Source organism: Dyella sp. 01N448 (genome assembly GCF_056399225.1).
The window spans coordinates 97,620-124,048 of record NZ_JBFTQX010000007.1; the positions used below are offsets into that span (position 1 = coordinate 97,620).

At 60.4% G+C, this 26,429-nt stretch carries 23 protein-coding genes; 9 read left to right on the plus strand and 14 right to left on the minus strand.

Annotated features, from left to right (window positions below; translation table 11 throughout):
- The first annotated feature begins 449 nt into the window (after nt 1-449).
- Complete coding sequence (locus tag AC1DKY_RS14385; RefSeq protein WP_441604517.1) at nt 450-2,267, plus strand: SLC13 family permease; 1,818 nt, start codon at nt 450-452, stop codon at nt 2,265-2,267.
- A 51-nt stretch (nt 2,268-2,318) separates the two neighbouring features.
- Here the strand turns inward: AC1DKY_RS14385 and AC1DKY_RS14390 are convergent, their stop codons facing one another.
- The 12 genes from AC1DKY_RS14390 to AC1DKY_RS14445 form a co-directional block, all read right to left on the minus strand.
- Entirely contained in the window at nt 2,319-3,341 is a 1,023-nt protein-coding gene (locus AC1DKY_RS14390) for an NAD-dependent epimerase/dehydratase family protein (protein WP_441604452.1), read from the minus strand.
- Nucleotides 3,342-3,350: 9 nt separating this feature from the next.
- Complete coding sequence (locus tag AC1DKY_RS14395) at nt 3,351-4,283, minus strand: glycosyltransferase (protein WP_441604453.1); 933 nt, start codon at nt 4,281-4,283, stop codon at nt 3,351-3,353.
- A 24-nt stretch (nt 4,284-4,307) separates the two neighbouring features.
- Nucleotides 4,308-5,321: a glycosyltransferase family 4 protein gene (locus AC1DKY_RS14400; RefSeq protein ID WP_441604454.1), complete on the minus strand. Its 1,014-nt coding sequence runs from the start codon at nt 5,319-5,321 to the stop codon at nt 4,308-4,310.
- The gene (locus AC1DKY_RS14405) at nt 5,318-6,781 is read right to left on the minus strand and encodes a hypothetical protein (RefSeq protein ID WP_441604455.1); all 1,464 of its coding nucleotides are present in this window, start codon (nt 6,779-6,781) and stop codon (nt 5,318-5,320) included. The genes AC1DKY_RS14400 and AC1DKY_RS14405 overlap by 4 nt, the downstream gene beginning before the upstream one ends.
- 107 nt (nt 6,782-6,888) lie before the next feature.
- A complete protein-coding gene (locus tag AC1DKY_RS14410; RefSeq protein WP_441604456.1) occupies nt 6,889-8,262 on the minus strand; it encodes a hypothetical protein in 1,374 nt (457 codons plus the stop codon).
- A gap of 52 nt (nt 8,263-8,314) precedes the next feature.
- Complete coding sequence (locus tag AC1DKY_RS14415) at nt 8,315-9,529, minus strand: glycosyltransferase family 4 protein (protein ID WP_441604457.1); 1,215 nt, start codon at nt 9,527-9,529, stop codon at nt 8,315-8,317.
- A 15-nt stretch (nt 9,530-9,544) separates the two neighbouring features.
- A complete protein-coding gene (locus AC1DKY_RS14420) occupies nt 9,545-9,730 on the minus strand; it encodes a hypothetical protein (protein WP_441604458.1) in 186 nt (61 codons plus the stop codon).
- The gene (locus AC1DKY_RS14425) at nt 9,727-10,755 is read right to left on the minus strand and encodes a glycosyltransferase (RefSeq protein WP_441604459.1); all 1,029 of its coding nucleotides are present in this window, start codon (nt 10,753-10,755) and stop codon (nt 9,727-9,729) included. Before AC1DKY_RS14425 ends, AC1DKY_RS14420 begins: the two co-directional genes overlap by 4 nt.
- A complete protein-coding gene (locus AC1DKY_RS14430; protein WP_441604460.1) occupies nt 10,748-12,199 on the minus strand; it encodes a flippase in 1,452 nt (483 codons plus the stop codon). The genes AC1DKY_RS14425 and AC1DKY_RS14430 overlap by 8 nt, the downstream gene beginning before the upstream one ends.
- A 328-nt stretch (nt 12,200-12,527) precedes the next feature.
- Nucleotides 12,528-13,964, minus strand: coding sequence for an undecaprenyl-phosphate glucose phosphotransferase (locus AC1DKY_RS14435; protein ID WP_441604461.1), 1,437 nt, complete (start codon nt 13,962-13,964; stop codon nt 12,528-12,530).
- A gap of 260 nt (nt 13,965-14,224) precedes the next feature.
- Entirely contained in the window at nt 14,225-16,426 is a 2,202-nt protein-coding gene (locus AC1DKY_RS14440) for a polysaccharide biosynthesis tyrosine autokinase (protein WP_441604462.1), read from the minus strand.
- 110 nt (nt 16,427-16,536) lie between these two features.
- A complete protein-coding gene (locus AC1DKY_RS14445; protein WP_441604463.1) occupies nt 16,537-16,977 on the minus strand; it encodes a low molecular weight protein-tyrosine-phosphatase in 441 nt (146 codons plus the stop codon).
- Nucleotides 16,978-17,284: 307 nt separating this feature from the next.
- Between AC1DKY_RS14445 and AC1DKY_RS14450 the strand changes: the two genes are divergently transcribed.
- The 5 genes from AC1DKY_RS14450 to AC1DKY_RS14470 all read left to right on the plus strand — a co-directional run bounded on the left by AC1DKY_RS14450 (nt 17,285) and on the right by AC1DKY_RS14470 (nt 22,475).
- On the plus strand, nt 17,285-17,614 hold the full coding sequence (locus tag AC1DKY_RS14450) for a hypothetical protein (protein WP_441604464.1): 330 nt from the start codon (nt 17,285-17,287) through the stop codon (nt 17,612-17,614).
- Between the two features lie 82 nt (nt 17,615-17,696).
- Entirely contained in the window at nt 17,697-18,797 is a 1,101-nt protein-coding gene (locus tag AC1DKY_RS14455) for a polysaccharide biosynthesis/export family protein (RefSeq protein WP_441604465.1), read from the plus strand.
- A gap of 110 nt (nt 18,798-18,907) precedes the next feature.
- Nucleotides 18,908-19,549, plus strand: coding sequence for a YjbF family lipoprotein (locus AC1DKY_RS14460; protein ID WP_441604466.1), 642 nt, complete (start codon nt 18,908-18,910; stop codon nt 19,547-19,549).
- On the plus strand, nt 19,549-20,316 hold the full coding sequence (locus AC1DKY_RS14465; RefSeq protein WP_441604467.1) for a capsule biosynthesis GfcC family protein: 768 nt from the start codon (nt 19,549-19,551) through the stop codon (nt 20,314-20,316). Before AC1DKY_RS14460 ends, AC1DKY_RS14465 begins: the two co-directional genes overlap by 1 nt.
- Nucleotides 20,316-22,475, plus strand: a complete 2,160-nt coding sequence (locus AC1DKY_RS14470) for a YjbH domain-containing protein (protein ID WP_441604468.1) — start codon at nt 20,316-20,318, stop codon at nt 22,473-22,475. The genes AC1DKY_RS14465 and AC1DKY_RS14470 overlap by 1 nt, the downstream gene beginning before the upstream one ends.
- A 55-nt stretch (nt 22,476-22,530) precedes the next feature.
- On the opposite strand, the gene AC1DKY_RS14475 is transcribed toward AC1DKY_RS14470, so the two are convergent.
- Nucleotides 22,531-22,875 (minus strand): Rieske (2Fe-2S) protein, encoded by a 345-nt coding sequence (locus AC1DKY_RS14475; RefSeq protein ID WP_441604469.1) that lies wholly within the window; start codon nt 22,873-22,875, stop codon nt 22,531-22,533.
- Between the two features lie 78 nt (nt 22,876-22,953).
- Here AC1DKY_RS14475 and AC1DKY_RS14480 point away from each other — a divergent pair, with 78 nt between their 5' ends.
- The 3 genes from AC1DKY_RS14480 to yedA all read left to right on the plus strand — a co-directional run bounded on the left by AC1DKY_RS14480 (nt 22,954) and on the right by yedA (nt 25,310).
- Nucleotides 22,954-23,226 carry a DUF1129 domain-containing protein gene (locus AC1DKY_RS14480; RefSeq protein ID WP_441604470.1) on the plus strand — a complete coding sequence of 91 codons (273 nt, stop codon included), beginning with the start codon at nt 22,954-22,956 and terminating at the stop codon, nt 23,224-23,226.
- A gap of 164 nt (nt 23,227-23,390) precedes the next feature.
- The gene (locus tag AC1DKY_RS14485) at nt 23,391-24,269 is read left to right on the plus strand and encodes a methylated-DNA--[protein]-cysteine S-methyltransferase (RefSeq protein ID WP_441604471.1); all 879 of its coding nucleotides are present in this window, start codon (nt 23,391-23,393) and stop codon (nt 24,267-24,269) included.
- 126 nt (nt 24,270-24,395) lie between these two features.
- Nucleotides 24,396-25,310, plus strand: a complete 915-nt coding sequence (gene yedA, locus AC1DKY_RS14490; protein WP_441604472.1) for a drug/metabolite exporter YedA — start codon at nt 24,396-24,398, stop codon at nt 25,308-25,310.
- Here the strand turns inward: yedA and AC1DKY_RS14495 are convergent.
- Entirely contained in the window at nt 25,285-26,370 is a 1,086-nt protein-coding gene (locus AC1DKY_RS14495) for an alpha/beta hydrolase (RefSeq protein ID WP_441604473.1), read from the minus strand. The two genes, yedA and AC1DKY_RS14495, sit on opposite strands and share 26 nt — an antisense overlap.
- Nucleotides 26,371-26,429 lie beyond the last annotated feature (59 nt).

Here is a 26,429-nt window from a genome sequence, read left to right on the forward strand (position 1 = left end):
CCCACAACGACGCACCTCGAGCGTTCGGGCTTATCCCAACACAATGCTGCGGGCGTTATCAGGCCATTTTCTTTGGGTTACTTTTCTTTTGGGCCAGCAAAAGAAAAGTGACTCGGTCGGCGGCAGCCGATCGAAACGCCCGCCGCGTAGGCGGCACTCTGGCCTCGACGCGACAATCGAAGCGCAAAGTCACTGGATTCCTGCATTCGCAGGAATGACCAGCAAGACCAGATACCCGCCCGCGCCGGGATGACGAGCCCACAACCAAAACCAAAAATCGCGCCCACTTTGCAGCCTGGGTTCACCAGCCCACCTCACCACGCGCTTATACTCACGTCTCAAACAGGGACGAGTCGTCGTAGCGTGAAGCTCCCACTGCCCACATCCAGCCGTCATCAGGACGCCCAATTCGGGGGCGCACCCTAGTGGGACTCGCCCTCACCCCTGAAATGATCCTGGTGCTGGGGCTGGTGGGCTTCACCATGCTGATGTTGGTGCTGGAGTGGATCCGCGCCGACATGGTGGCCCTGCTGGTGGTGGTCGTGATCGGCCTCACCGGGCTCATCCCTTCCGATCGCGTGTTCAACGGCTTCGCCGGCAACGCCGTTATCGCGATCATCGCGATCATGATCATGGGTGCGGGCCTGGACCGCGCCGGCGTGCTCACCCTCACCGCCAGCTTCGTGATGCGCATGGCGCGTGGCGTGGAATCGCGCTTGGGCCTGGTCATCAACCTGGTCACCAGCCTGTTCAGCGCTGTGATTCCCAGCCAGGCGCTGGCCGCGTTGATGATCCCCGTCACCAGCCGCCTTGCCGCGCGCACCGGCGTGCCGATCTCGCGCCTGCTGCTGCCGATGGCGTTCTGCATCCTCACCGCCACCAATACCACGCTGATCGCCAACTCGCCGCTGATCGTGCTGAACGACCTGGTGGCGAGCTCGAACGCAAACCTGCCTGCGGGCGCCCACACGATTCCCAAGTTCGGTCTTTTCAGCGTCACGCCCGTGGGCCTGGTGCTGGCGCTGACCGGTGTCGCGTTCTTTTATTTCTTCGGCAAGAAACTACTGCCCGAACGCGAAGACGAACGCCTCAAGGTGACGCCGGGCCGCACCGAGAGTTACTTTGCCGATACCTACGGCATCGTTGGCGAAACAGCGGAGCTCACCGTCACCGCTGAAAGTCCGCTGGTGGGCATGAGCATCGGCGAAGTCGAGCAGCTGTACGGCGCGCCGCTGATCCTCGCCATCAAGAGCGGCAACGATGCGCGCATGGCGCCGCCGGCGGATCACGTGATCTGGGTGGGCTCGGTGCTCGGCGTCCTGGGCCCGCGCGACCAGCTCAACCAATTTGCCAACAACCAGCTGTGCAAACTCTCGCCGCGCATGCGGCAGTTGGGCGAGCTGTTCAACCCGTCGCGTGCGGGTATTTCAGAAGCGGTGATTCCGCCGAGCTCGCGCTTCCTCAAACAGACCGTGGGCGACCTGCGACTGCGCAAGCGTTACGGCATCTCGGTGCTCGCCGTGAATCGCGGCGACCAGGTGTATCGCGACGACGTGCGCTCGGTGAGTCTGCGCGCGGGCGACACGCTGGTGCTGCACTCGAGCTGGCGCGACCTCGTGCTGGCCAGCGAAGACCGCGACCTGGTGATCGTCACCGACATTCCGAAGGAAGAACAACGCCCCGGCAAAATCTGGCAGGCGGTCGGCTTCTTCCTGCTCGCCAAGTGCCTTGCGTTGTTCACCCACCTCGACCTTTCCGTGGCCATGATGACCGGCGCCATCGGCATGCTGCTCACCGGCGTGCTGAACATGGACGAGGCGTACAAGGCAATCAACTGGAAGACCATCTTCGTCACCGCCTGCCTGATTCCGCTGGGCTGGTCGATGGACGCCACCGGCGCCGCTGCGTGGCTTGCCCAAGAAGTGCTGCATCAACTGGGCCACACCAACCACTGGATCCTGCAACTGTCGCTGGCCATCCTCACCTTGCTGTTCTCGCAAGTGATGTCCAACGTCGGCGCCACCGTGATGATGGTCCCCATCGCCATCAGCGTCGCCGTAGCCACCGGCAACAACCCATCGGCCTACGCACTGATCGTCGCCGTCTCCTCCTCCAACACCTTCCTGCTCAGCTCAGGCCACCCCGCCCTGATGATGATCGCCGGCCCCGGCGGCTACCGCGGCAAAGACTTCCTCCGCGTAGGACTGCCGCTCACTGCGATTGTGCTGGTGTTGACGTTGGTGACGATTAATTTGATGTATCACTGAGCCAGGGCAATCGTCCATCGACCGTTGGGACGTTTGCAGATGTCGCGGCCACTAGCTCCACTCTTGGGGGCAATCCTGTTTCCAGTCCTGCATCGCCGTCTCCAGCGAGTAGAGATACGGGTAACCATTGCCTACCAAAAAATTCGGGAGAATGTTGTTTGAGCGCACCAGCTTCCGGATGCGCACGGGGCTGAAGGGATGGCTGACACGGAGCGGCCTGGCCACGAGATCAATGCCATAGGCAGCAGAAAGAAGAAGAAAATAGGGCACGTTCGCTACGAACCTTTTGACACCGCCCACTTTTCCGACTGCTTCGACATACTCAGAAATCGACGGCCCCGGATTCATTGAGCCATTGAAAAGCAGCACACCCCTGCCCTGCTCTAACTGCAGCTGGTGAACCCACCAGATCGCGTTGCAGAGCTCTTTTACGTAAATCCCGGCTTTGCGCGTATTGCGGTTCGCCATGTAGAAGAAGTAGCCCTTCCGCACCGCCTTCACCAGACGAGTGACATTGCCACCTTCGCCAGGTCCGAACACCACGCCAGGACGGGCGATCACCAATTTGCGCCGCGCACTGTCCGCTGCCTGCCATGCGAGGTGGATTTTCTCCGCAGCCAGCTTGGAGGCCCCATAGGCTGTCACCGGCACCGGCAACGTGGTTTCGTCTTTCACATCCTCGCTGATGCCGTAAGGCGAAATGGAGGAGGTAAAGGCGATATTGGTACAGTCGACTTCGTTGGCCCACGCCGCCACGTTTTCGGCGCCATACAAGTTGGTTTCGAAGTACTCCCGATCCTCGTGGCCCGGTTCACGGTGTACAGCGGCGAAATTGGCGGCGAATCCAACCGTCTCAACAGGCTTCCAAGCTATTGCCTGGCGAACGTCGCCGCATACAAACTCTAGTTTCTGAGCATGCTGGGCCAATAGATCGCTGCGATAGGGAAAGGGTTTGTCCTTGTACGACACGAGGTCGTAGAGGTACACCTTGTCAAACAACCGGTTCTTCAGGAGGTAGTCGGCAAAAAAACAGCCGATGAACCCCGACCCACCGAAAATGACTGCGCAGTTCATATCAATCCTTCAGAGCCAGCCCAACAGGGCCGCGACGGCAAGTACGGCACGGTCGGAGGAGCGTCGGCGCCCACGCTTGAAAAGCACACGCGCCAATTGCGCGCGACGCCTAAGCCCTCGCGGTCGTCTCCAGATGGAGCAAAAATCCGAAGGAATCGCGGCATTCGCATCGTCCAACGCTGAAACCGCCGCGATCAGTTGCCGTACTTGGTTCGCATACCATCCGTTGCTGATCAGGGCCATGCGCTTCCTGGCACCCGCGAATGCACCTCGCGCGCCGGTGTCATTGCCGTCGTGCTGGCGATAGCGCATCGAAGGTTCTGGGTCGAACGCCCAGCGCTTTCCCAACGTGCGTGACACTGCGTAAACCAGCCAGTCGTGGTAATGGATTGAACCGAGCAACTCTCGATGTTCGAGCGCAAACCGCTGTACTTGCCTGGCAAATTCACCACGCAATACAAAGGTGCAGCCCTGGCCGGCTCCTTCGAACAAGAAGTCGAGATCCGTCTGGTTCGAGTTCTGGCTTAGCACCAGTTCGCGACCATCTGGCCAGAATGCAGTGACAGCTGAGGAATAGCCATCGGCACACTGGCTGTCGAGCATCGCAATCGCGCGTGACAGTTTATTCGGTCCCCAAACATCGTCCTGGTCGCTGAACGCCACGAAGTCCACATCTGCCAAGTCCACGTCTCGAATCAAGCGGAGAAAGTTCTGCCCCGCGCCTCCCGAAGGCTCCAGGTATTGAACGATGCGTACGCAATCACTTGCATCAAGGCGCTTAAGCAGATCGACCGTGTTGTCTGCCGAGTTGTCGTCGCCAACAATAAGTCTCAGATGCACGTGATGCTGGGACAGCACGGAATTGACCTGATCGATCACATGTGCGCGACCGTTGTACGTAGCCATCAGCACGATACCGGCGGGATTCTTATTCTCAATCATCGTCGTCTATCCAGCCTTGAATGCTCAACGTTGACGGGCAGCGGAACGAACTATGTCCCAGGCCTGCGTGGCCGCCCTGTCCCATGAAAACGTTGCAGCTCGCTCAAGCCCCTTGGCCACCAAATTGACGCGCAATGCGGAGTCCGACACGAGCCCCTCCATCGCATTGGCTATTTCGCCAAGATCGCGAGGTGGCACGATGACAGCCGCGTCGCCTGCAATCTCTGGCATGGACGAAACGTTCGACGTTAGTACCGGCGTGCCAACGGCCATCGACTCGATGATTGGCAGGCCAAATCCTTCGTATAGTGAGATAAATGAAGTAAATGACGCGCCGCGATACAACCCTGGGAGATGGTCGTCGGGAACAAAACCCAGGAACACCACATCTTCGGCAATCCCTAGGGCTGCGATCGTAGCCAGCACCTCTGGCGTCCCAGTCCCCGTCAGAACGACTTTCAATCCGAGCGCGCGCAATGACGACTGCGTAAAGGCACGCAGGAGCATCTCTACGTTCTTATAGCTGCGCATATTTCCCGGGTAGAGGATGTACGGATAGCCGGGACGATACGGCTCCACCTGGACATTGAATCGCGACGAAACGCCGTTGTGCACGACATGTACCTGGCCGGGATCCATGCCTGACCAATCAAGAAATTCGCTACGCGTGTATTCGGAGACGCAGACGACCGCGGAGCACCGCCGGTACATTGGCCTGAACACGGTGTTGTAATAACGTACGTGCAGCGACGAATAGAAATGCAGGTGTGTCAGGTCATGGACCGTCACCACGCTTGGAGCACGCGACCAAGCGGGGGGAACAAAGCCAGGATTCCAGAACACGTGGTGTTTTTTCCGATGCAGCGCAAGCCTTGCCCCCAATTCGAAGGGAGAAACCGGGTGGCCAATGCCGCTCCTGAGCTGCAAGGCGCAGGAAGACATGTCGACTGGCATGCGAGCCAGATACTCGGTCGCGCACACGCCGATACCCGTCCCCTTTGGCCACCGAAGGTCAGCGGCAACAATAAGATCGCTCACCTTGTTCTCTCCAGCATTTCGCTCGCCTTAGATATGTCCGCATCGGATATCCAGATGTAGACCAATCCGTCAGAAAGGGGGACGCGGTCGTCGACCACCTTCAGATCTCTCCCGTCAATGCCCTCACATTTCGTCACGGGAAAGGGAACTCTGAGCCAAGGATGAGTACTTCTGGATGCGTTCTGGTATATCACCAGCACCGCACCATTCGGCGTCTTGAACAGAGCGCCAACACCGTCTTCAAATAGATGCCCAACAGACGATATGGCACGCGAGCCCGAAAGCGTCTTGGCTGCCTGTTCGTAAGCAGCCAAGCTGCGTAACGGCGTCCTTTCCTTGCCGGTCATGCCAAAATTCTTCTCTTTCTCTTCGTAGTACGGATAGACGAATGGGTAGTAGCGTTCGATGCCCATTCCATACGCAACGACCGCCTTGCCGGCTATCTGAAGTGCGGATGCCTGGTCTTGATCGAGCGGGGGGCGCCCCGGTCCTCGCTTCCAAGGCCATCCCGCTTCGGTAATCCAAAGCGGCATGTCCGGCGCCCCTGAACGCCGGAGCCATTCGCGATACGACCCAATATCCCTGTGTAGCGTCCTCGGATCGACGTACGTGTGGAAGCTGATGGCATCCACTGAGCGCGTAAGCCCAGCTGCGGCCACACCATCGGCAAACCTGGACGAGTCCATCTTGTCACCCGACAATGCGAACGCAAACGCTCCGCCAACGATGGGCACGGTTGGCGCGACATCCTTGATCCCTCTTGAGGCAAGCGATGCATAGTCTGCGTACTGTCTCTGATACACGTCCTGCTCGGACACCGTCAATTTGTCGTACACGCGATTGTGATCAGGCTCGTTTGCGACCTCGACGCCGTTCCAGACTGCTCCCCAACGCGTAGCGACCTGCGAAATCATCGACACGGACGCGTCAGAGGATGGGAAGTAGCCAGGTGGATCGACAGGAAGTCCCTGCAATACATCGAGGACTTTGATTCCCTGTCTGGCGTAGAGTTTACGAAGATCGTCAAACTGGTGACGTCCACTGCCATTCCACGCCTCTTGGTCAGGCTGCAATTCATTCCAACTGATGCGATCGCGCACCGACACGATGCCTAGGCGCTTCAACTGGCCGACAAATTGCGCACGCTTGTCGGCAGCCAGTTCCAAGTATGAGAAAGCAGCGTCAATGCCAAAGAAGGCACCAACCGGCTCGTTCACCTGGTCCAGCGCGATGACCCCGAAAGTTGAGTTGAGCGCTGGATAACGGATCTCGTGATATCCGCGATGGAGCTTGACCGAGAGCTCAACTGTGTTGCCGGACCTGCATTTAGCATTGCCCGAGGCCTCTTCTACCCCGGCATAGTCCTGAACTACATAAGCAAGACTTGTCTGGCACGCGATCGGATCCGCCTGAAACCCCAGTGTGACGGCGGACCCGGCAGGCACAATGAATTGCGACACGTCGCTTGGCAACAACGATGGCGCCTCCCCGCCAGACACCGTGCACGCGCACGACGCTATCGCAACCAGTAGCGCCAACAAGCCTTGAGCCCACCACCGATCTCCGTTCATGCCTGTGGCACGCTTTCGAGGTTGCGCAGGGACGCATCCACTGATCGATGAACAAATGCACTTTTGCCCAATCGAATGCTGAAGGCGACAGTGAGGCCGGTTGCCAGAGCTGTGGTACCGCCTTCGATACAGCTCACTGTCCAACCCTCCATCAGAATGGACACCCCGAGAAACCAGAAAAGCGTGCTCATGCGATTACCCGTGAACTTCAGGCGACTCACCGCGCGGGTGAACACCCAAATCAGGAGCAGCGCGAACACACCAAACACGGCGTACAGGTACAAATACAGATTGTCGGCGGGTGAGTAGAGGTCGGGCTCGAAGATTTTCTGTGCAGAGCCAATCCCCCCGAGCCCACGCCCAAGGATCGCGTTGCCGTGCTTGAAAATCAGGGTGAAGGTGTCTGGCCACATCTGCGCCAGCCGCATCCCAAACGAAACAAGAAGGGTGCCGGAATCTTGGTTGGCAAAACTCGCGCCGATCTTCGAAACCAGGGTGCTTGCCGGTAGCAGGACCCCAATAAGGGCCATGATCCAAGGCACTATCGGCCCAACGACACGCTTGACGATGCTCGGCGCGGCGCGCGGGACCATTAACGGCAACAACATGGTGAGGAAGAAATACAGTCCCAGTGTCGTCTTCGTCGTCGTAACGGCGATGAGGATTCCCGTTGATATCCAAACTATGAGTGCGATGAGCTTGCTGCGTACCAAGATCGAGCAAACCAGGCCGAGGAAAAGCAACTGCATGGCAGCTTCGAAAGAGGCTCTAGCGAAGCCTGCGATACGCTCGACTCCGAAGTAACTCCAGTCGCGGGACACCTCCACCTCAGCATCACCCAACTGGTAGGTGAACCCGGTCCATGGCATCGAATGGAAAAAGTTTAAGCCCACGCCCACGGCCACGCATAGCCAGAGCACAAGGGCATACCGCAGGCTTCGCTCGCCGAGGCGAGAGAATGCGGGCTCGGCTATGACGCCAAATAGCATGGGCATCAGCGCAAAAAGGCCCATCACAGGCTGGCCGATGCCATGTGTGAAATAGAGCCCGACCAATGCGCACACCGAGAACCCGGCAAGCGTTCCCATCACAGTCTTGTCGAGCCGCAACGTCCACAAGGTTCTAATAAGGAGAAAGAAGAAGGCAAGCGCCATTAAGCCCTTGGGGGCATAAGCGAGAACCACCCCGCCAATCTCAGATAGGTAGTAGCGCAGCGGCCCCTGAAGCACCTCGAATATCAAGAACAAGAAAAGTGTGCTGAGGATGAAGATATCGCCGCGTCGAGTTGACGTGGCCTGACTACCCCCGGACCCACCATGAAGGTCCATAGCATTCATCTTTCGCTGTGCCGATGGGTATTTGGCGATCACCTTTCTTCGCTCCCAAACATGCTCGGCCCGGTGGCTTGCATCCTTGAACGGCTCATGCCTTTACCGCACCAGAAACTTCCGTGTATAGATCGATGTATGTGTTTGCCCAACTTAGAGGATCAAGGAAAGCTTGCACAGATTCACGAGCTGCGTCGCCCATGCGCGCCCTCAGGCCTGGATCATTGGCAAGCCGCTTCATTGCCGCGACGAGTTCGTCCTTGTTATCCGGCTCAAAGAGAAATCCGTTCACCCCGTCCTGAATCATCTCGGAGGTACCACCACGCCGCGAGCCTATGACTGGCTTGCCAAATGCCATGCCTTCTCGAACAACGCCACCAAGCGGCTCTTCCCAAAGAGAAGGAACAACCGTGGCATCTACATTCGGATAGAACTCACTTTGTGCCACCCTGCCTAGGAACCTCACGCGTTCGGACCCCCATTTGTCTCGCAGCGATTGTTCGTAATCGTGCTGACCATTGCCCGCGATCCACAGCTGCGCTTCGCCCAGTCCCGCTTCAAGAAATGCCCCAATGAGCAGCTCAATACCCTTGCTTGGATCGAGCCGCCCGATATAGCCGAGGCGCAAAGGTCCATCCGGCGCACGTACCGCTTTCGTCGCGCGCACACCCAAACTGAGAGGGTCACGAGCGTTATTGATCACACGCTGGATGGCAACATCGCGAAAGTATCCCTCGGTGAGATGGCGCTCAAGGGTGAATCGACTTACCCCGACGACAGCATTCGCATAACGGCTTAGGCCACGGTGCGGAATTCTAAAGAGGTGGCAGGATTGGCACTGCGACACGCAATTCTTTCCGCCACAGTACATCGTAGATTTAACACAGATGTATTCGTATCCATGCAGAACTTGCACGATAGGAACTCCTGAACGCTTGATCGTCCGCATTGCCAGAACCGACCATCCATTCAAGCAATGGACCGAGGCGACATCAGGCTTCTCTCTTGCAATGACACCCTTCAAGACGCCCTGCATAAAGGGATTGGCAGAATCGAGTGCATGCCAGAGAACCTTCTGCAGCGCTGGTCGCTGTTTGTTGTGCTTAGGGAGATAGACATTCCGAAGCTTGGCGCTGTAGACGGTGACGCCGTCGATAACCTCTCTCTTCAATCCTTCCTTATCCGAAGCTGCCAACAGCACACACTCATGGCCAAGCCGCGTCATTGCACGCATCAGGGTCCACAGGGTCACTTCGGCCCCGCCACCGGCATGCGGGTCAGCAAGTGCGTGCACAAATAGAATTTTCATGTTCTAGAGAAGCCTTTAGCTGATGATCTCTGGTTTCAATGCGGCGATCGGCGTCACCAAATAGTCCATAAACCCAAGTTGATCGCCAATTCGTTCGCGCAATTGACGCGTGGCCCAGCTGTCCACATGTGTCAACAGTGAAGCGATTCCAGCGCATCGACCCCAGGCGCTGCAGTACAAACCTGCGAAGATCATGTTCATGACAGTGGAAGCCCAGGTTTGATACCGAGCACCGATGCCTGCCCATCGCTAATGGCGCGCAACAAAAGACACAGGCGCGCCTGCCTTCCCGTGCACATGGCGTAAAACTTCAGCAAGACAACAAAGATGACTTGATTAATCCGATATTCGAACTCTGAGGTGACCCACTTGTTTTGATCGAACCAAACTTGGTTCCGTAAGGCGTAGAACGCCCGAAAATCCGACTCGCCCTTGAGCCAGCCGACGAAGGAATTCGGATACCGGTTCTTCAAGTTCCATGAGCCTTCCATGTCCTCAAGCTCCGCTCCAGTCATTACTTCGATGACTCCGCCATCGGAAGTAATGCGGTGGGTGTACTCGGTATCGTCCGCGTAGAGCACCAGTTCCCGCTTTGGCAGACCGATGCGTTCAAAAAGGTCACGCGACGCGAGCAATCCGCCATACGGCGCATAGGGCAGGCTTACATTCTCGACAGGCGCCTTTGACCCAATGCGCTTACGGGTCACCCTACGCCAGATCTTGAAAGGGATCTGGCGATAGTGAAATCCAATGAAACTTGAGCGCAAAGGAACGGCCTTTGACGCGGCCACACCTGCAGCAATGTCGGCCTGATGATCCGGACGGAAGCCCAGTACGGCAGCCCGATCTCGCCCGAACTTTGCGGTGAGCTTCTCAAGCCTCAGATGCAGAACGCGGAGCGCCCCGGGTCGGGGTGCGTTGTCGTCGTCCATGAGCCAGAGATAGCTTGCACCGGCATCCAGAGCTGCCCGGATGCCGACGGCGTAGCCGTTGGCCGAACCGGTGTTCTCGGTCAGCCGCACGATTCGGATGCGTGAGCCCCACCTCTTCTCCAACAACGAGAGGTCCGAGCGCGATGCATTACTGACGACCAGTGCATTGGCCATGCCCTCTGTATCAAGAGCGCGCTGTAGCAGCTCTTGGAGAAAGTGCATGCGATCTGCATATGTGACCGTCACCAACGTTGTGGCGGCTGCTTCGACATGGATGTTACCTGCGTCAATCATGGCGACGTATCCGGCCAAGGGTTTGCAGCGCGTAGAAGATGCTCAGTGCGGAAATGACAGCGCATGCAATCGCCCTTGGCACAATTGAACCCATCACGCCCACGCCCAAAATCACGCATACACCCCCAACCACTGCACCAACAACGAGCACCGAGCGACGCTCCAACCCAGGAATAGCTGCATTGGCGCATAACACGAGCAGCAAGAAATCGAGAGCCATTCGCCCTGTCCAAGCTATCGCCGCACCAAGGATGCCGAAGTGCGAAAGCAGCAGCCAAAGTCCGAGTGCGTAGATTGGCAACTCGATCATGTGGAGCTTGGCCGTGGTCGAAGGCCTACCTGTAGCTTGGAGTAGCGCGTGTGGTACCCGAGCGATACTGTTGACAAGCAATCCGAGGGCAAGCCAGCGGAGCAATGGCGCGGATTGGGATGAGAAGTCATGCCCCATCCATAGAGACAAGCCTTCCGGCGCAAAGACATACAGGCACAACGCCGCTGGAAACAACGCGGCACACATGGCCTTACTCGCGCCCGCATACATGTCCGGAATCGCGGTGCAATTACCAGAGGCCCATGTTGCAGCGAAAGCGGGAAAGAAAACCCCGACCATCGAGATGGGCGCAAAGCTGAAGCGGTTCACCAGATCGGCGGGAACGGAGTAGAAGGGCAACAGCGCCAGAGCGACTACGGCGCCGATCACGATCTTGTCCATTTGCGCCATCAAAGGACTGATGAGGTTGCTCAGAGTGATCCAGCCGCCAAAGCCGAGCAGTTCCCTGATGTGGTGCCTCTTGAAACTGCCACGAGAGGCGTGGATGGACTCGAGTCGTCTGACTCGTGAGAAGTACAAGATAGTCGTAATGACGCGCGAGATAGCCAACGAGATGGTTGCCGGCACCAACTGGTTCGACCAGTGCAACATCAACAACGGCGCCGCGAAATTCAAAAGGCCCATCGCCAAGCGGATCACGTTGATTGATTGAAATTGCCCGTGCGCCTCCAAGATACCGATTAGGCCCGCAGACAAAATGACGAACGGAACGCTTACGGCGAGAACACGCAGGCTGGCGATCGCCTCGTCCAGCAGCGACGCATCAATCTTAAGCAACCCCACCAGCCACGGGGCTGCCAGCAAAATGATGAGCGTGGCCAAGACGCCAAGCATCAGCATCACGCGCAGCCCTGTGGCGGTGACATCGGGAATATCGTCAGTGCTGCTGGTGCCTAGGCGATCCGATACGAGCTTCGTAAGCGCACGACCGATGCCAAAGTCGAAGATGCTGAAGTAGCCGATCAGCGACCAGACAATGGTGAGGAATCCGAAACGCGCATTGCCGTAGCCAGACAGAAGTGTGGGGATGGCAAGAAAGGCGAAGGCTAGCGGAACGCCGGCCCCGACGAGGTTCCAGGCCACATTGTGAGTGAATGACCGCTGTTTAGACATCAGAGCGGTCCACGCAACCCAGAAAGACACGTCCATGGACCGTGTAGCCGGTGCGTCGGCTGTTAGTAGACGCGGGGATGCCATGAACGACAATTGCAGACAAGCCCGTATCGCCGCGTCTTGATAGCAGAGTACGCGAGGCCACCCACTTTGACCTGTGTGGGTATCTTTTTCGGTTTGGGCTGGCCACTTCTCGTTTCACAGTTGCGAATGTACTTAGCTACTAATAGGGGCAAATGGACGATGGATCGAAACTTGGAATCCTATGCAATGCCAGGCGGGTTCAAAGGCAACATCGATGAACGAGTCGTGCTCATCGATGCCACGCTCAAAAGGCGTTATTGCGCCTCAGGAGCACATAGGGCGTAGACAGGATGATTTTGAGATCCAGCCACAGTGACCAATGCTTGATGTACGAGATATCGCACTCGACACGACTGGCCATTTTGTCCAACGTATCCGTCTCGCCGCGGAAACCCTTGATCTGCGCCAGGCCGGTAATCCCAGGCTTCATTCCGTGCCGCTGCATGTAGCCGCGGAGCTTTTCGCTGAAGTGATGGTTGTGCTCAACCGCGTGAGGCCGCGGCCCGACAATGGACATGTCGCCGCGCAGCACGTTGATCAACTGCGGAAGTTCGTCAAGGCTGCTTGAGCGCAGAAAGCGGCCGAAGCGAGTTACGCGCGCATCGTTCCGCTTGGCTTGCGTCACTGCACCCTGGTCTTCGGAGTGCATCCACATCGAACGGAATTTCAATACCTCGAATTCCTTTCCACCCAAGCCGTGACGTTTTTGCTTGAAGAAGACTGGACCGGAAGAACTCACTCTTACGCCCAGTGCAAGCAGGAACATCAGCGGGCTTAACAGCACCAACAGGAGGAACGCGATAGACCGATCTTCGATCGCTTTCAAAATACCTGCATGCCCTTCAACCCGGCTCGAGCGCAGCGTAATGACGGGCACGCCCGCGAGAGACACCGTGTGATGGTTGATGAGCTCGTATCCAAAGAAGTCGGGCACCAGACGCACGGTCGTCGGCGTATCCAGCGTCAACTGGAGAACTTTCTGAATCGTCTCCTCCGCCCGCATGGGCAGCGCGATCCAAATCTGGTCGGGCGTGTACTCGGCGATCTTGGCGGCAAGTTCAGGCAGACCACCGAGCTCGGGAACGCCGGCAATATCCACCTGGTCGTACGGCGTGCTGATGTAGCCAAGTACATCGAGACCCATCCATGCACTGCCGCGCGATGCAGCAACAATGCGCTGCCCCGCCTGCGTGCTGCCAATCAACAGCACGCGGCGCGAGTCGACGCCTCGCATGCGGATATGGCCCAGCGTCCAGCGCAGCAATACGCGGTCGAGGGTGAGCACGACACCCGTGGCGACGAACCATGCACTGGCTGCGATGCGCGAATAGGCATCAGTGGTCTTAAGCGCCCACGCCATGGCCAGCAGAATGACCATGACGCCGGACCATGCAGCCCACAGGCGCACGATTTCCTGCAGCTGGTTTTCGCCGCGCCAGCTGCGATACAAACCCGCGGCAGGAAAGACGACAAGCGCAACCAACACCGTCCGCATCAAGCCGGAGGTGTAGTGAAGGCCCATCTCAAGATTTCCGAACTCCAGTCGATAAACTGCCAACGCCACCAGAGTGATCACGAACACGTCGCTCACTCGCAGCGTGATGTCCAGAAGTGCTGCGTATTTTGAAAAGAAATGGGACTCCGCCCTTTTCAGCTGCGGAAGACCTGGAATAGTTAACATCACCGCACTCCATCCATGTAGCTGTCTGCGACCGTTGTAATTCCGCGGCGGCTCCACCTTGGGTGCTGCTGCGGATCACCTGCGCAAGACCACCCTTCCATCGGGCTGCGCCACTTGCTTTCATTGCCCCTCATTCACTCCCCCCGTGAAAGAGCCGCGAGATCATCTCTGATCGCACGTCAAGCAACCAATAGACTGTTCGTACTACCCGGACCCGCAGGCCCGGTCACAATTTCCCACAAGAATTTTCTTCAACCTGCTTACGCGGGACTGCTGCTGTACTCGTAGTAACCATACGAGTAGTAGCCCGTACTCCTGCGTTCCACGGCGTTGAATACAGCGCCCTTGATCTGCACGCCGTTCTGTTCGAAACGCTGCTTGGCCAGCGCGATCTCGCGCGCCTGATTGAGGCCAAAGCGGATCACCAGCAAGCTGGTGCCCACGTGATGTCCCATGATCGCGGCATCGGTCACGGCGAGAATCGGCGGCGTATCGATGATCACCAGGTCGTACTTCGGCTTCAGCGTCTCGAGCAGGTCCGCAAAGCGGGCGTGCATCAACAATTCGGATGGATTCGGCGGCGCCTTGCCGCGCGAGATGAAGTGCAGGCCTTCGACATCGCTCACCGGCCGCACGGCGTCTTCCACGGAAAGCTGGCCGGCGATCAATTCAGACAAGCCCTTGTCGGGGCGCCCGCCAATCACGGTATGCAAAGCGCCCTTGCGCATGTCACCGTCGATCAGCAGCACGCGCTGGCCACCCTTCGCGATCACGGCAGCCAGATTGGACGAGATGAACGTCTTACCGGCCCCCGGGCTGGCGCCGGAGATCATGAGGATGTTGTTCTTGGCCTCGATGCGTGCGAAGTGCAAGCTGGTACGCAGGCTGCGCAGCGCTTCCACGGCCAGGTCCGCTGGCGCGTTGACCGCGAGCAATTTCTGTTTGCCGTCCGTGCGTCCGCGTCGCCCCTGCAGGAAGCTCTGCTTCTCGGCCACGCTGCTGGGTACCGACGCATAGACGGAAAGACCCAACTGCTCGATGGCCGACGGATCTTCCACGCCGCGGCTCAGCATCTGGCGCACCAGTACGAAAGCCACTGCCAGGAAACCACCGAGGAAGGTGCCACCCAAGGCAACGAGCGCCTTCTTCGGCTTGGCCGGCTTGGAGATATCCACGGCAGCAGGATCGATCACGCGTACATTGCCCACGGTGCCGGCACGCGCAATGTCGAGCTGCTGCGCCTGGTTAAGCAGGCCGGTGTAGGTCGCATTGAGCACTTCGACGTCGCGGGTCAGGCGCAGCAGCTCCTGCTGTGTGTCGGGCAAGCCACCCACCTGCTTGTCGATGCCGTTCTTCTGTCCCTGGAGCTGGGCGATCTGTTCAAGCAAAGCCTTGTACGCCGGATGCTCGGCGGTGAAGCGACGCTCCATGTCCGCCTGCTGCATGCGCAGCTGCTGGATGCTGGTTTCAATCGCGACCACCTGATCGAGCAAACCCTTGGTCTGCAGCGTGATGTCGACCGAGTGCGCCTTGGTCTGGAAGGCATTCAACGCGGACTGCGCCTTGTCCAGATCCTGTCGGATGCGCGGCAGCTGCTCGCGCACAAACTTGAGGCTGTTGGCAGCCTCAGCGGAGTTGCGCTCGACGTTCTGCTTTACGTAGGCCTGGCTCACATGGTCCAGCAGCTCACCCGCCAACTCCGGATCTTCGTGGTCGTACATGAGCTGGATGATGCCCGAGTCCTTACCCTGCTCCGCGGCATTGATATCCAGCTGCAATTGATTGACCACGGCAAGCGCGGTGTGGTGCACGACCGTGAAATGGGTACCTGGATTGGCGCGCAGCTCGCGCACCTGCATGGTGAAGCCATGGCCGGTGGCCACATTGCCCACCTGACCGGTCAGCATCACGTCGCCGCTGTAATACAGCGTGTAACCACCGTGCTCACCGGCGATGAGCACGAGCTTTTTCTCTTCCAGCGACGCCGGCACTTTCAACTGAAAGATGTCCAGCTTGGAACCGCCCCAGTCGTATCGGCTAAAGCCCATGAGTGGCGAGGCCACGTCAGCGGGCTGATCCGGTACGAAGTGACGCGCCACCCAGCCGCCGAAAATCGGAAAGTGGTAAGGCGCCACTTCGATCTGCAGGTTGAGCTCGTTCACCGCCTTGCCGATCACAGAGCGCGAGGTGATCAGCGCGATCTCAGTGGTCGCCTCCGAGCTCGACGCACCAAGCGTCTGCGTGATCGCGCTCAGGCCCGGCAGATCCGGCACCTTCTGCTCCACCTGCACCAGGGCGTCGGCCTCGTAGATCGGGGTGCCAAGCACGGCATAGCCCACACTGAGCACGAAGAACACGCCGGTAACGATACCGATCAGCCACTTGTGATCAAGCAGCGTGCCCAGCAGTTCGCGCAGGTCGATTTCGTCGTCTTGCGGCGCGGCGGTCTGTGTTGCGGTCATGCTGAGCTAGTCCAGGAAGGTCAGATTAGGATGGATGAAATTCGCGAGGCCTTATATCGGAACTCTCCGATACTGCTTTAAAGGCGCTTTCTTACCGGTTCCACGCGTCACTACGTACGCAGATACGGCAACCAACTCTGCACAGCACGATCGATCAGTTGGTAGACGTGTTCGAAAGCCTCGCGGCTCTGGCGATACGGATCAGGAATGTCGCCGCCTCGCCCCCAGCGATCCAGCAACATCACTTTGCCGCTGGCCTCGGGCGCCATGCGCATCAGGCTGGCGACGTGTTCGCGCTCCATGGCCAGTACGAGGTCAGCATCGCGCAGCATCGATGTGCTGATTTGCCGCGCACGGTGCTCGCCGCCATCCACGCTGTGTTCGCCAAGAATCTGCAAGGCCTGTGCATCCATCGGCTTGCCCACCAACGCGCCCAGGCCGGCGCTCTCGATGGAAGCACCAGCCGTGGAAAGGTGATGACGGAACAAGTACTCGGCCGTAGGACTACGGCAGATGTTCCCCACGCAGACGATCAAAATCCGTTTGAACACAAACACCAACTCTTCCGATACGCATCCACTGCCCAAGCGCAAGCCTCGCGCTAGCGCGAGCTTTGTCGTTCTGGCAGGCCCCTGTAAAAACGCGTCGTATGCCGATCTTGTTATCTGGACGGGAGGCGCAACACCTTACCCGTCAAGTGAATCAGATCACAAAATAGCAACACTACTCTTGCGCTCAGCTTACAATCATAGCCACAAGTTTGATGGCCGTCACCGATCGGGAATCAGGATCGTCCCGTTCATTTTCCGGTAAGGTTGTGTTTAGATGTGCCCGAATGACCACCAGAATGGAGTTCTCGTGAAGAAGTTGCTTGCAGTCGTTTTGATGACGGCCATGATCGGCCAGACCTTTGCCCAGACCGCTCCGGCCCCGGCTGCTCCTGCTCCGGAAGCAGCCCCGCAGGCTGGCGCAGCAGCGGGCGCAGCCGGTGCTTCGGGCGCCGCCGCCGGCACCCTGACGGCTGCCTATGTTGGCGCTGCCGTACTTGGCGCAGCCGCAGTCGCCACGGCCGTTGCCGGCGGTGGCAGCGATAGCCACGGTAACCAGAACACCCCGCCGAGCACCGGCGGTGGCACGGGCGGCACCGGTGGCACGGGTGGTACGACCGGCACCACCGGCACCCACTAACCACTCCGCAGTACACGACACATCCATGCTGGATTCGTCCGGCATGGATGTGTGCTGTCTGTAACTCAAAGAAACCGAAGTCATGAACGTACGCACTGCCGTGGCGCTTGCCGCCGCGACCCTCCTGCTGCACGGGTGCATTTGGGCTCCCGGCCAGCACATGTCCACTCACAGCATGACGCGCAGTGAGGACGAAAACAGTCGCGTCGACATCGTGCCCATCACGCCCAAGCAGCTGGCGATGGACAAGGCCGGGCTCGCTGCAGCGGCGCTGCCGTCGGAGCTGCTTGCTTACAAGCCCGAGTCGTATCGCATCGGCGCGGGCGACACGCTGTACATCACGGTGTGGGATCACCCGGAGCTGACTTCGCCCGCCGGCCCGCAGCAACAGACCCTCGCCAACGGTCGTCTCGTGCGTTCGGATGGCACGTTGTTCTACCCGTATGTGGGCGAACTGAAGGTGTCTGGCCTGACCATCGAGGAACTGCGCAAGGCCATCAGCGACAAGCTGGCCAAGTACGTGGAAAAGCCGCAGGTCGACGTCAATGTCATCGGTTATGGCAGCCAGCGCGTCACCTTCCAGGGCGCCTTCGTCAAGACCGATCCGCAGCCGATCACCGCTATTCCCACCACGCTGGCGCAAGCACTGGGCGCGGCAACGATCAACACCGAGCAGGCCGATCTCTCTGGCCTGGTGCTATCGCGTGACGGTCACGACTACCGTATCGACCTCGATGCGCTGAACACCAACAAGTCGATGGCTCAGGATGTCTACCTCAAGCCTGGCGACCGACTGTTTCTGCCGTACAACGACGACCACGAGGTTTACGTCATTGGCGAAGTGAATCGCCCGATGGCGCTCACCTTCAAGACCTCCAACCTCACCCTGACCCAGGCGCTGGGCCGTGCCGGCGGACTCAATCCGTCAACCTCCAAGGGCAAGGCGGTGTACGTGATCCGCGGCATCGAGGGTCTGGACACGGCCAGGGGCACGGTCTATCAGCTGGATGCGCGCTCGCCGGATGCCTTCATCCTGGCGGACCAGTTCAAGGTGAGGCCGGGTGATGTGGTGTTCGTCGGGCCTGCCGACGTGACGCGCTGGAACCGCTTCCTGTCCCAGTTGTTGCCGCTGACCGGCATCATCAGCAACGCGGCCAACGCCTCGTACAACCTCGACCACTGATGTTGTCGCGGCGCCCGAACAACGGCCGGCGCAAGCCGGTCTTTGCGATGCCCTTGCGTCTTGCGCGAGGGCATCGTTCGTTCGCGCGCCGATGCGGGGAGCGGATTGCCGTGTTTGCGGCGGCCGGCATGCTGCTCGCCGGATGCACCAGCGTCTCGCGCTCCACCGCGGATACCATGCGGCTTGTCTGGCAGGGCACGCCCAGGCTTTCGCCCACCGCCGAACAGGTGCAAGCCAAGCCTTATTTCCAGATGCGCGCCATCACTGCGCACGGCGACGCGATTCTGATCCTGGGCAACGTCGTCGGTGCTCGACAGTATTGGTACGGCACGAGCGGTGTTGCCCTGGTGCTGGAAGACGGTCGCGTGGTGCAGACCATCGGTCTCGCACAGAATCTCGATGGCAGCCGTATCGATCGTGCCAACGATCCTTTCGTCCATGGGCTGCAAACGCTTGGCGCCGCCACCAGCTACGACCGCATCGACGACTGGTCGCCTGGTTATCGCTACGGCATTCCGGTGCACGCGACGCTGAAGCCCGCAGGTGAAACCAGCATCGACATCCTCGGCACGGCGCATCGCGTCTTGCTGGTGACCGAAGAAGTTTCCGCCAAGGTAGCCGGCCTTCGCGTCAGCAATCGCTATTGGGTCGACCCCAGCGATGGCTTCGTGTGGATGAGCGAACAGGAAGTCATGCCTGGCATGACGATCAAGCTGGTGCAGTTGCGCCCGTATCGCGGGAGCAAATCGTGATGCGCCGATACATGCTGCTTGCGGCCATGATCTGCCCGCTCGCCGCGCATGCAGTGGACGTCCAGATCACGGGCGCCGTAACCGCTCCCGGTTTGAAGCAACTTTCCGGTCACGCGCGCCTGAGCGATGGCGCGCTGGCCAGCCCCTTGGGTGCCGATGCGTATCCGCTGGGCGCGTCGTGGCAGCGACCGTCGCTTCAGGTGGAGCAGTCGCGCCTGAAGGCAGGCGTCCTGTTTGACCTGGATAGCGCGCGGCTGCAGGCCTTGCGCGATAACCGTACCGCCCTGGCCGACACCCTCGCTTCGCTGCGCGACTGGTTGCAGCCGATGCCCGTGACGGGGCGTGAAGTGGCCTTGCTCGACCCGCGCTCGGTGGAAGTGAACGCCGTCGAAAATCGGCCTGTGGGCGAAGGCGACACGCTTTTTTATCCCCGTCGCCCAACCACCATCCAGGTGGTCGGCGCAGTGAACCAGCGTTGCGTGCTGCCGTTCGTGCCGATGCAAAACGCGCAGGACTATCTCGGCGCCTGCAAACCGTCGAATGTGGCCGATGGTGACTGGATCTTCGTGATCCAGCCCGATGGCCGCATCACGAAACAGGGCGCGGGGCTGTGGAATCGCGGCCCATCCATGCCATTGGCGCCAGGAGCGGTGATCTACGTGCCACTGCGTGAAACCGGCTTGCATGGCGTGTCGCCGGAGCTCAACCAGGCATTGGCCGCCTTTCTGGCGACCCAGCCGCTAGCTGCGGCGGAAGGCGATCGATAATGCGCAAGCGGACAGGACGTCCCTCGGGGATCATCACCTCGCCCCGCGGCCGCACCCAGCTGCGGCGGCGTTGCGGTTGCCTGCTGCCCTTGCTTGGCGGCTTGCTGATGGGCACGGCGTATGCCGACAACGCTCCCACGCAAAGTGATTTTGGCGGCGTCGGCCTGTGGCAGACGCCCACCGCACGCATGGCCGACGATGGCGAAGTGGCGCTGACGGCCAGCCATGTCCAGCCGTACGACCGCTACAACGTTTCGTTGCAACCGCTGCCGTGGCTGGAAGGCATCTTCCGTTACACCGCGGTGAACAATCGCCGGTATGGCCCGGAATCACTGAGCGGTAGCCAGAGTTACAAGGACAAATCCATCGACGTGAAGATACGTCTATGGAGCGAAAGCCATTACCTGCCCGACCTCAGCGTGGGTGCCCGCGATATCGGCGGCACCGGTCTGTTCGCCGGCGAATACGTGGTGATGAACAAGCGTTTCGGGCCGATCGACGCCAGCCTGGGCATGGGCTGGGGCTATGTCGGTGCGCGCGGCGACATCAACAATCCGTTGTCCATCATCAGCGACAAGTTCGATGTGCGGCCGAGCGATAGCGACGGCACCGGCAAGTTCTCCAGCAATCGTTATTTCCGCGGCCCGGCAGCGCTGTTTGGCGGCATCAGCTACCAGACGCCGTGGGACTGGCTGGTGCTCAAGGCCGAGTACGACGGCAACAACTATCAGCACGAACCGCAGCACAACAATCAGAAGCAGAGCTCGCCGGTCAACGTCGGCGCTGTGTTTCGTCCCGGCCGCAACCTCGATCTGAGCGTGGCGATCGAGCGCGGCAACACGGTGATGTTCGGACTGACACTGCACGCCAATATGGCCGAAGGCACCGGACCGACGAAGTTGCTGGATCCGGCGCCGCCCAAGCAGAACACCGCACCCGTGACGCAGACGCCGGAAGAGGTCGACTGGGCGAACGTCGCGCGAACACTTCGCGACAACGCGGGCATCCAGGTGTCGAGCATCACCCGCCGCGGCAGCGAAGTGGTGGTGAAAGGCGAGCAGGAGACCTATTTCTACAGCGCCAAAAGCGTGGGCCGTGCGGCGCGCGTGCTCGACAACGCGCTTGGCGCCGGCGTCGACTGGTTCACCATCGCCTCGCAGCAGGAAGGCCTCACCACGGCGGAAACCAGCGTCAACCGCCAGCGTTTCGATGAGCTGTTGAATCACGACATCACGTTGGGTGAATTCCGCCAAAGCGTGGAGCAAAACGCGCCGACACCGCGCAATGATGACGTGCTCTACCGCGCCCCGATCAAACGTTTCGACCAGTCCTTTGCGCTGGTTTACGCGCAAAATCTCGGCGGCCCGGACGCCTTCCTGCTCTATCAGATCGCCGCCGTCTACAACCTCGATTTCCACTTCACGCCCAACCTTTGGTGGAGCGGTGTGGCGTCGGTGGATCTGCTCGACAACTACGACAAGTTCAAATACGACGCGCCCAGCGACCTGCCGCGCGTGCGTACCGATGTGCGCAAGTACATCACCAGCTCGACCGTCACCATGCCGGTCTTCCAGCTGACTGGTACGCAGCAGCTCGGCCACGATCTTTACGGCATGGCGTATGCCGGCATGCTGGAGAGCATGTTCGGCGGCGTGGGCGGCGAAGTGCTCTATCGCCCGTTTGGCGAGCGCTGGGCGATCGGTTCGGATATCAATTGGGTCAAGCAGCGCGGCTACGACCAGGACTTCTCGTTCCGCGGCTATCACGTGGTCACCGGCCACGTCACCGGCTATTTCGACCTGGGCTACAAGGATGTGCTCGTCGCAGTCAGCGCCGGTCGCTATCTGGCTGGAGACTGGGGTGCGACGGTCGACGTGTCGCGCGAGTTCCGCAACGGCGTGCGCATGGGTGCGTATGCGACCAAGACCAATGTGTCGGCGGCGCAGTTTGGCGAAGGCAGTTTCGACAAGGGCATCTATGTGTCGATTCCGTTCGACCTGATGCTGCCCCGCTCCACGCTTTCGCGCGCCGCCTTTGTCTGGGATCCGCTGATCCGTGACGGCGGCGCGAGCCTGGGCCGGCGCTACTCGCTCTACTCGCTCACCAGCGATCGCGACCTGGACAACTTCAACAGCAATCTCGACAAGATCGTCGAGTAAGGCTTTGGGCCCGGATAGTCACCGGGCCACCTCGCCCGCGAATGCATCGACATTCTTAGCCGTCGAGCCACACCTCGCCGTCGGTGACGCGCACGCCCACGCTGCGCAAGTGCTCGCCGCGACACGGGCCGCCGATGCAAAGCCCATCGACATCCTGGAACGACGCGCCATGCGCCGCACAGATCAGCAAGTTGTCTTTGATCAGGAACTTGCCCGGCGCCCAGTCCAGGCGGCGTCCGGCATGCGGACAAATATTGAGATAGGCATACGCCGCGTCATCGCGACGCAGCACGATCACGTTCTCCTCGCCGTCGCGCAGCACGGCATCAACCGCGATGGCGCCGCCATCGGGAATATCGTCCAGTCGGCAAAGCGCCTGGTCGGGTGTTGCTGTATCCATCGGCACTTGCCTCTTTCGCCCTAAGGCCCCATCGTTACGCACGTAAGTCGTTGATTTTACCACACGGATTTTTAACACATGCGCTTTTCACTGCCCATGCCGCGTCGCTCCCGCCATCCCCTGGTCCGCGCTTTGTCGCTGCTCGTGGGCCTCGCCGTGGTGGGCATCTTGCTGGTGTTTGGTCTCGTGGTAGCGAGCGTGCTGCTCGTTGGAGGCGCTGTGGTATTCGCGCTACGCCAATGGTCGCGCAAGCGCAGTGCCGTGTCGCCTGTGGGCACGCGCAGCCACAAGCCCGAAGTCATCGAAGGCGAATTTGTGGTGCTGCAGCGCACGCATCACGTCGCGCATTGATGATCCGGCCTGCGGGCCGTCCGGCAATCAGCAAGTCCTGAAGCGTCGGCGCCGCCGACGCTGGTGTTGCGTCACGCACCCAGGAGACTAGCCGCGCAAGATCCGGATGGCTGGCCAGGCAGGCTGGCACTAGGCTGGACTCATCGGTTCTTCGGATGTCCACCATGACGACCCGCCACACCAACGAATCCACCCTCGAACAGGTCCGCCTGCTGCTGGAACGCGCCGACGAAGCGCCGACCCTGCAGGATCTTGCCGAGGTTGCCAAGCTCAGTCCCAGCCATCTGCAGCGGGCGTTTCGGCGTCGCTACGGCATGAGTCCGGCGGAATATCATCGCGCGCGCCGTTTCGGCCAGCTCAAGACGGCACTGCGCAAAGGCGCGGCGGTATCCGATGCGGTCTACGACGCCGGCTTCGGTTCGGGCAGCCGCGTCTACGAACATAGCGACCGACTGCTCGGCATGACGCCCGCCAGTTATCGCGCCGGCGGCGCGGGCGCTGCGATCCGCTACACCACCACCGAGACCTCCCTGGGCCGCCTGCTGGTCGCCACCACTTCACGCGGCATCTGCTCAGTAACGCTGGGCGATACCGATGCGGAACTGGAGCAGCGGCTCGCCGACGAGTTCCCGCACGCAACCCGCGAACGCGTGGATGCCGGCCGCGAAGAATGGCTGGACGCGGTGATCGCGCGCATCGCCGGCGAACTGGGCTGGAGCACCACGGATGCACCGGATCTTCCGCCGCTCGATGTCGCCGCCACGGCCTTTCAATGGCGTGTGTGGAATGCACTCACGCGCATCCCCGCCGGCACCACCAAAAGCTATGGCGAATTGGCCGCGGAACTGGGCATGCCTCGAGCTGCCCGCGCCATCGGCAATGCGTGCGGCAACAACCGGCTCGCCTTGATCGTGCCGTGCCATCGCATCGTCCGCGAAGACGGTTCGCTCGGCGGCTGGCGCTGGGGCGTGGAACGCAAGCGCGAGCTGCTTGCCAGCGAACAGCGTGGCGACCATCGAGAAGGCAAGCGCTCAGCCGCCTGACTTGAGCAGCGCTCAACCCTGCCTTGCGGAAGCCTCGCTTCTGCCGCCGCTGCGCCCGGACTATGTTGGGTGTGCCTGTAAACTATGAGCGGCATCCACCCCGCGATGCTCCCCGCGCAGCCTGCCATGACAGATACCACGACCACCTCCGTCGCCCCCGCGGCGACCGCGCCCTTTGCCGACACCCGCGTGCTGGTGCCGTTGGCGCTGTTTGCGCTGTACATCATCTGGGGTTCGACCTACCTGGGCATCCGCTATGCCCTGGAAAGCTACCCGCCCTTCCTGCTTGCGGGCATTCGTTTTCTGGGCGCCGGCGTTGCGCTGTTTGCCTTCCTTCGCCTGCGCGGCGTGGCGCTGCCCACGGCGCGTCAGTGGCGCAATGCGGCCATCACCGGGTTCTTGCTACTCGGCGTTGGCAATGGCCTGGTCTGCTTCGCCGAGCAGCGGGTGAGTTCGGGGATTGCCGCCGTGGCGGTGGCCAGCATGCCGCTGTTCGCGGCGCTGTTTTCGGGTCTCTATCGGGAGTGGCCGACGCGCCGCGAAGCCATTGGCCTGGTGATCGGTTTCGTGGGCGTGATCGTGCTCAACCTTGGCGCCGGACTTTCCGGTTCGCGTATCGGTGCGATCGCGCTGCTCGTGGCCGCGATGAGCTGGGCCTTCGGCGCGACCTGGAGCCGTCGTCAGGATATGCCGGCTGGCCCCATGAATACGGCGGCGCAAATGCTCTGCGCAAGCGTGGCCATGTTGATCGTAGGCTTCGCCAGCGGCGAACAGCTGCCAGCCCATCCCACCGCACGCGCCACCGCAGCGCTGGTCTATCTTGCGGTGTTCGGCTCGATCATCGCGTTCAGTGCCTTCCTATATGTGCTCAAGCACGCGCGGCCCGCACTGGCGACCAGCTACGCCTATGTGAACCCGCCAGTGGCCGTGCTGTTCGGCGTGTTGCTCGCTGGTGAAAGCGTGGGGCCGTATGACTTGATCGGCATGGCCATCATCCTGCTGGGCGTGGGCGCCATCACCTTGGCGCGCCAGCGCCGCTGATCTCCAGCGCTTTTCCAGAGCCCGCACTTTCCGACGCCGGCAGCGGCGTGAAGGTTGGGCATGCCGTGTGAGGTGATACCAAGGCATGCATCCAGTCGAGCAGGGGTTGCATCAGGCGGTCCGTGCGCAACGGCAGGCTGAGGTGATTTTCGCTCGGGACTTCGACATAGCGCGCCTGCGGTGAACTGGCGGCCAGTGCTTTCAAGGCTGTCGCCGACACGAGCGGATCGCTGGCGCCACGCAACATCAAGGTGCAGGGTGCATGCCGCAACGCGCTGGCGGTGTCGATGTGCTCCAGATCGACGCCCAGGTCGCTGGATGCACGCGCAATGGCCGCATCCACGCTGGATCCACCTATGGCATGACCCAGCCAACGCGGACCGAACAAGCCCGTCGATGGCGCGCGACGAATGACGTCGGCCGCATTGCCATATGGCTCCAGCGCGATCACACCATCGACATCGTCCAGCTCAGCGGCCGCGAACACCGCTGCGGTGGCGCCATAGGACACGCCCATCAAATACAGCGGCGACGGCAACCGCCCCGATGCACGAAGGCTGCGCACCAGCTCGGCCACGTCCTTGCCTTCACGCGGCCCGTAGCCGACTGGTGCGATGTCAGAATCACCCTGGCTGCGCAGATCCGGCATCACCGTCACATAGCCTGACGATGCAAACCGATACGCCCAGGTTGCCAGCATGGCGCCCTCGCCTTCCCACGGGTGCAGCAACACGATGCTGCCCTTTACTGCGAGCCGCGAACCATCGAACGGGGCCTGCGGCATTTGCCACTGCCATCGGAGGCTCGAGCCATCGGCTGATGCCCTGAAGGTTTCCTGCATGACGTATGCATGCGGCTGACCCAGCCAATAAGCCATACGCACACCATCGGACGTGCGTATCGATGCCTGCACAAAGCCCTGCTGCCGCAGGTTGTCGTGGATGGCTAGTTGCAACGGCGTATGGCTGCGCGCCGGATGTTCGATCTTGTGGGTCACATAGCTTGCACAGCCGGCAAGCCAAGGCAGCAGGGCCAGCCCTATCGCATATCCCTTGCGCATGACGATCTCCCCAGGCGTCACCGACGGCGCGAGCGTTGCGCGGCGCCGCCAGATTCGCA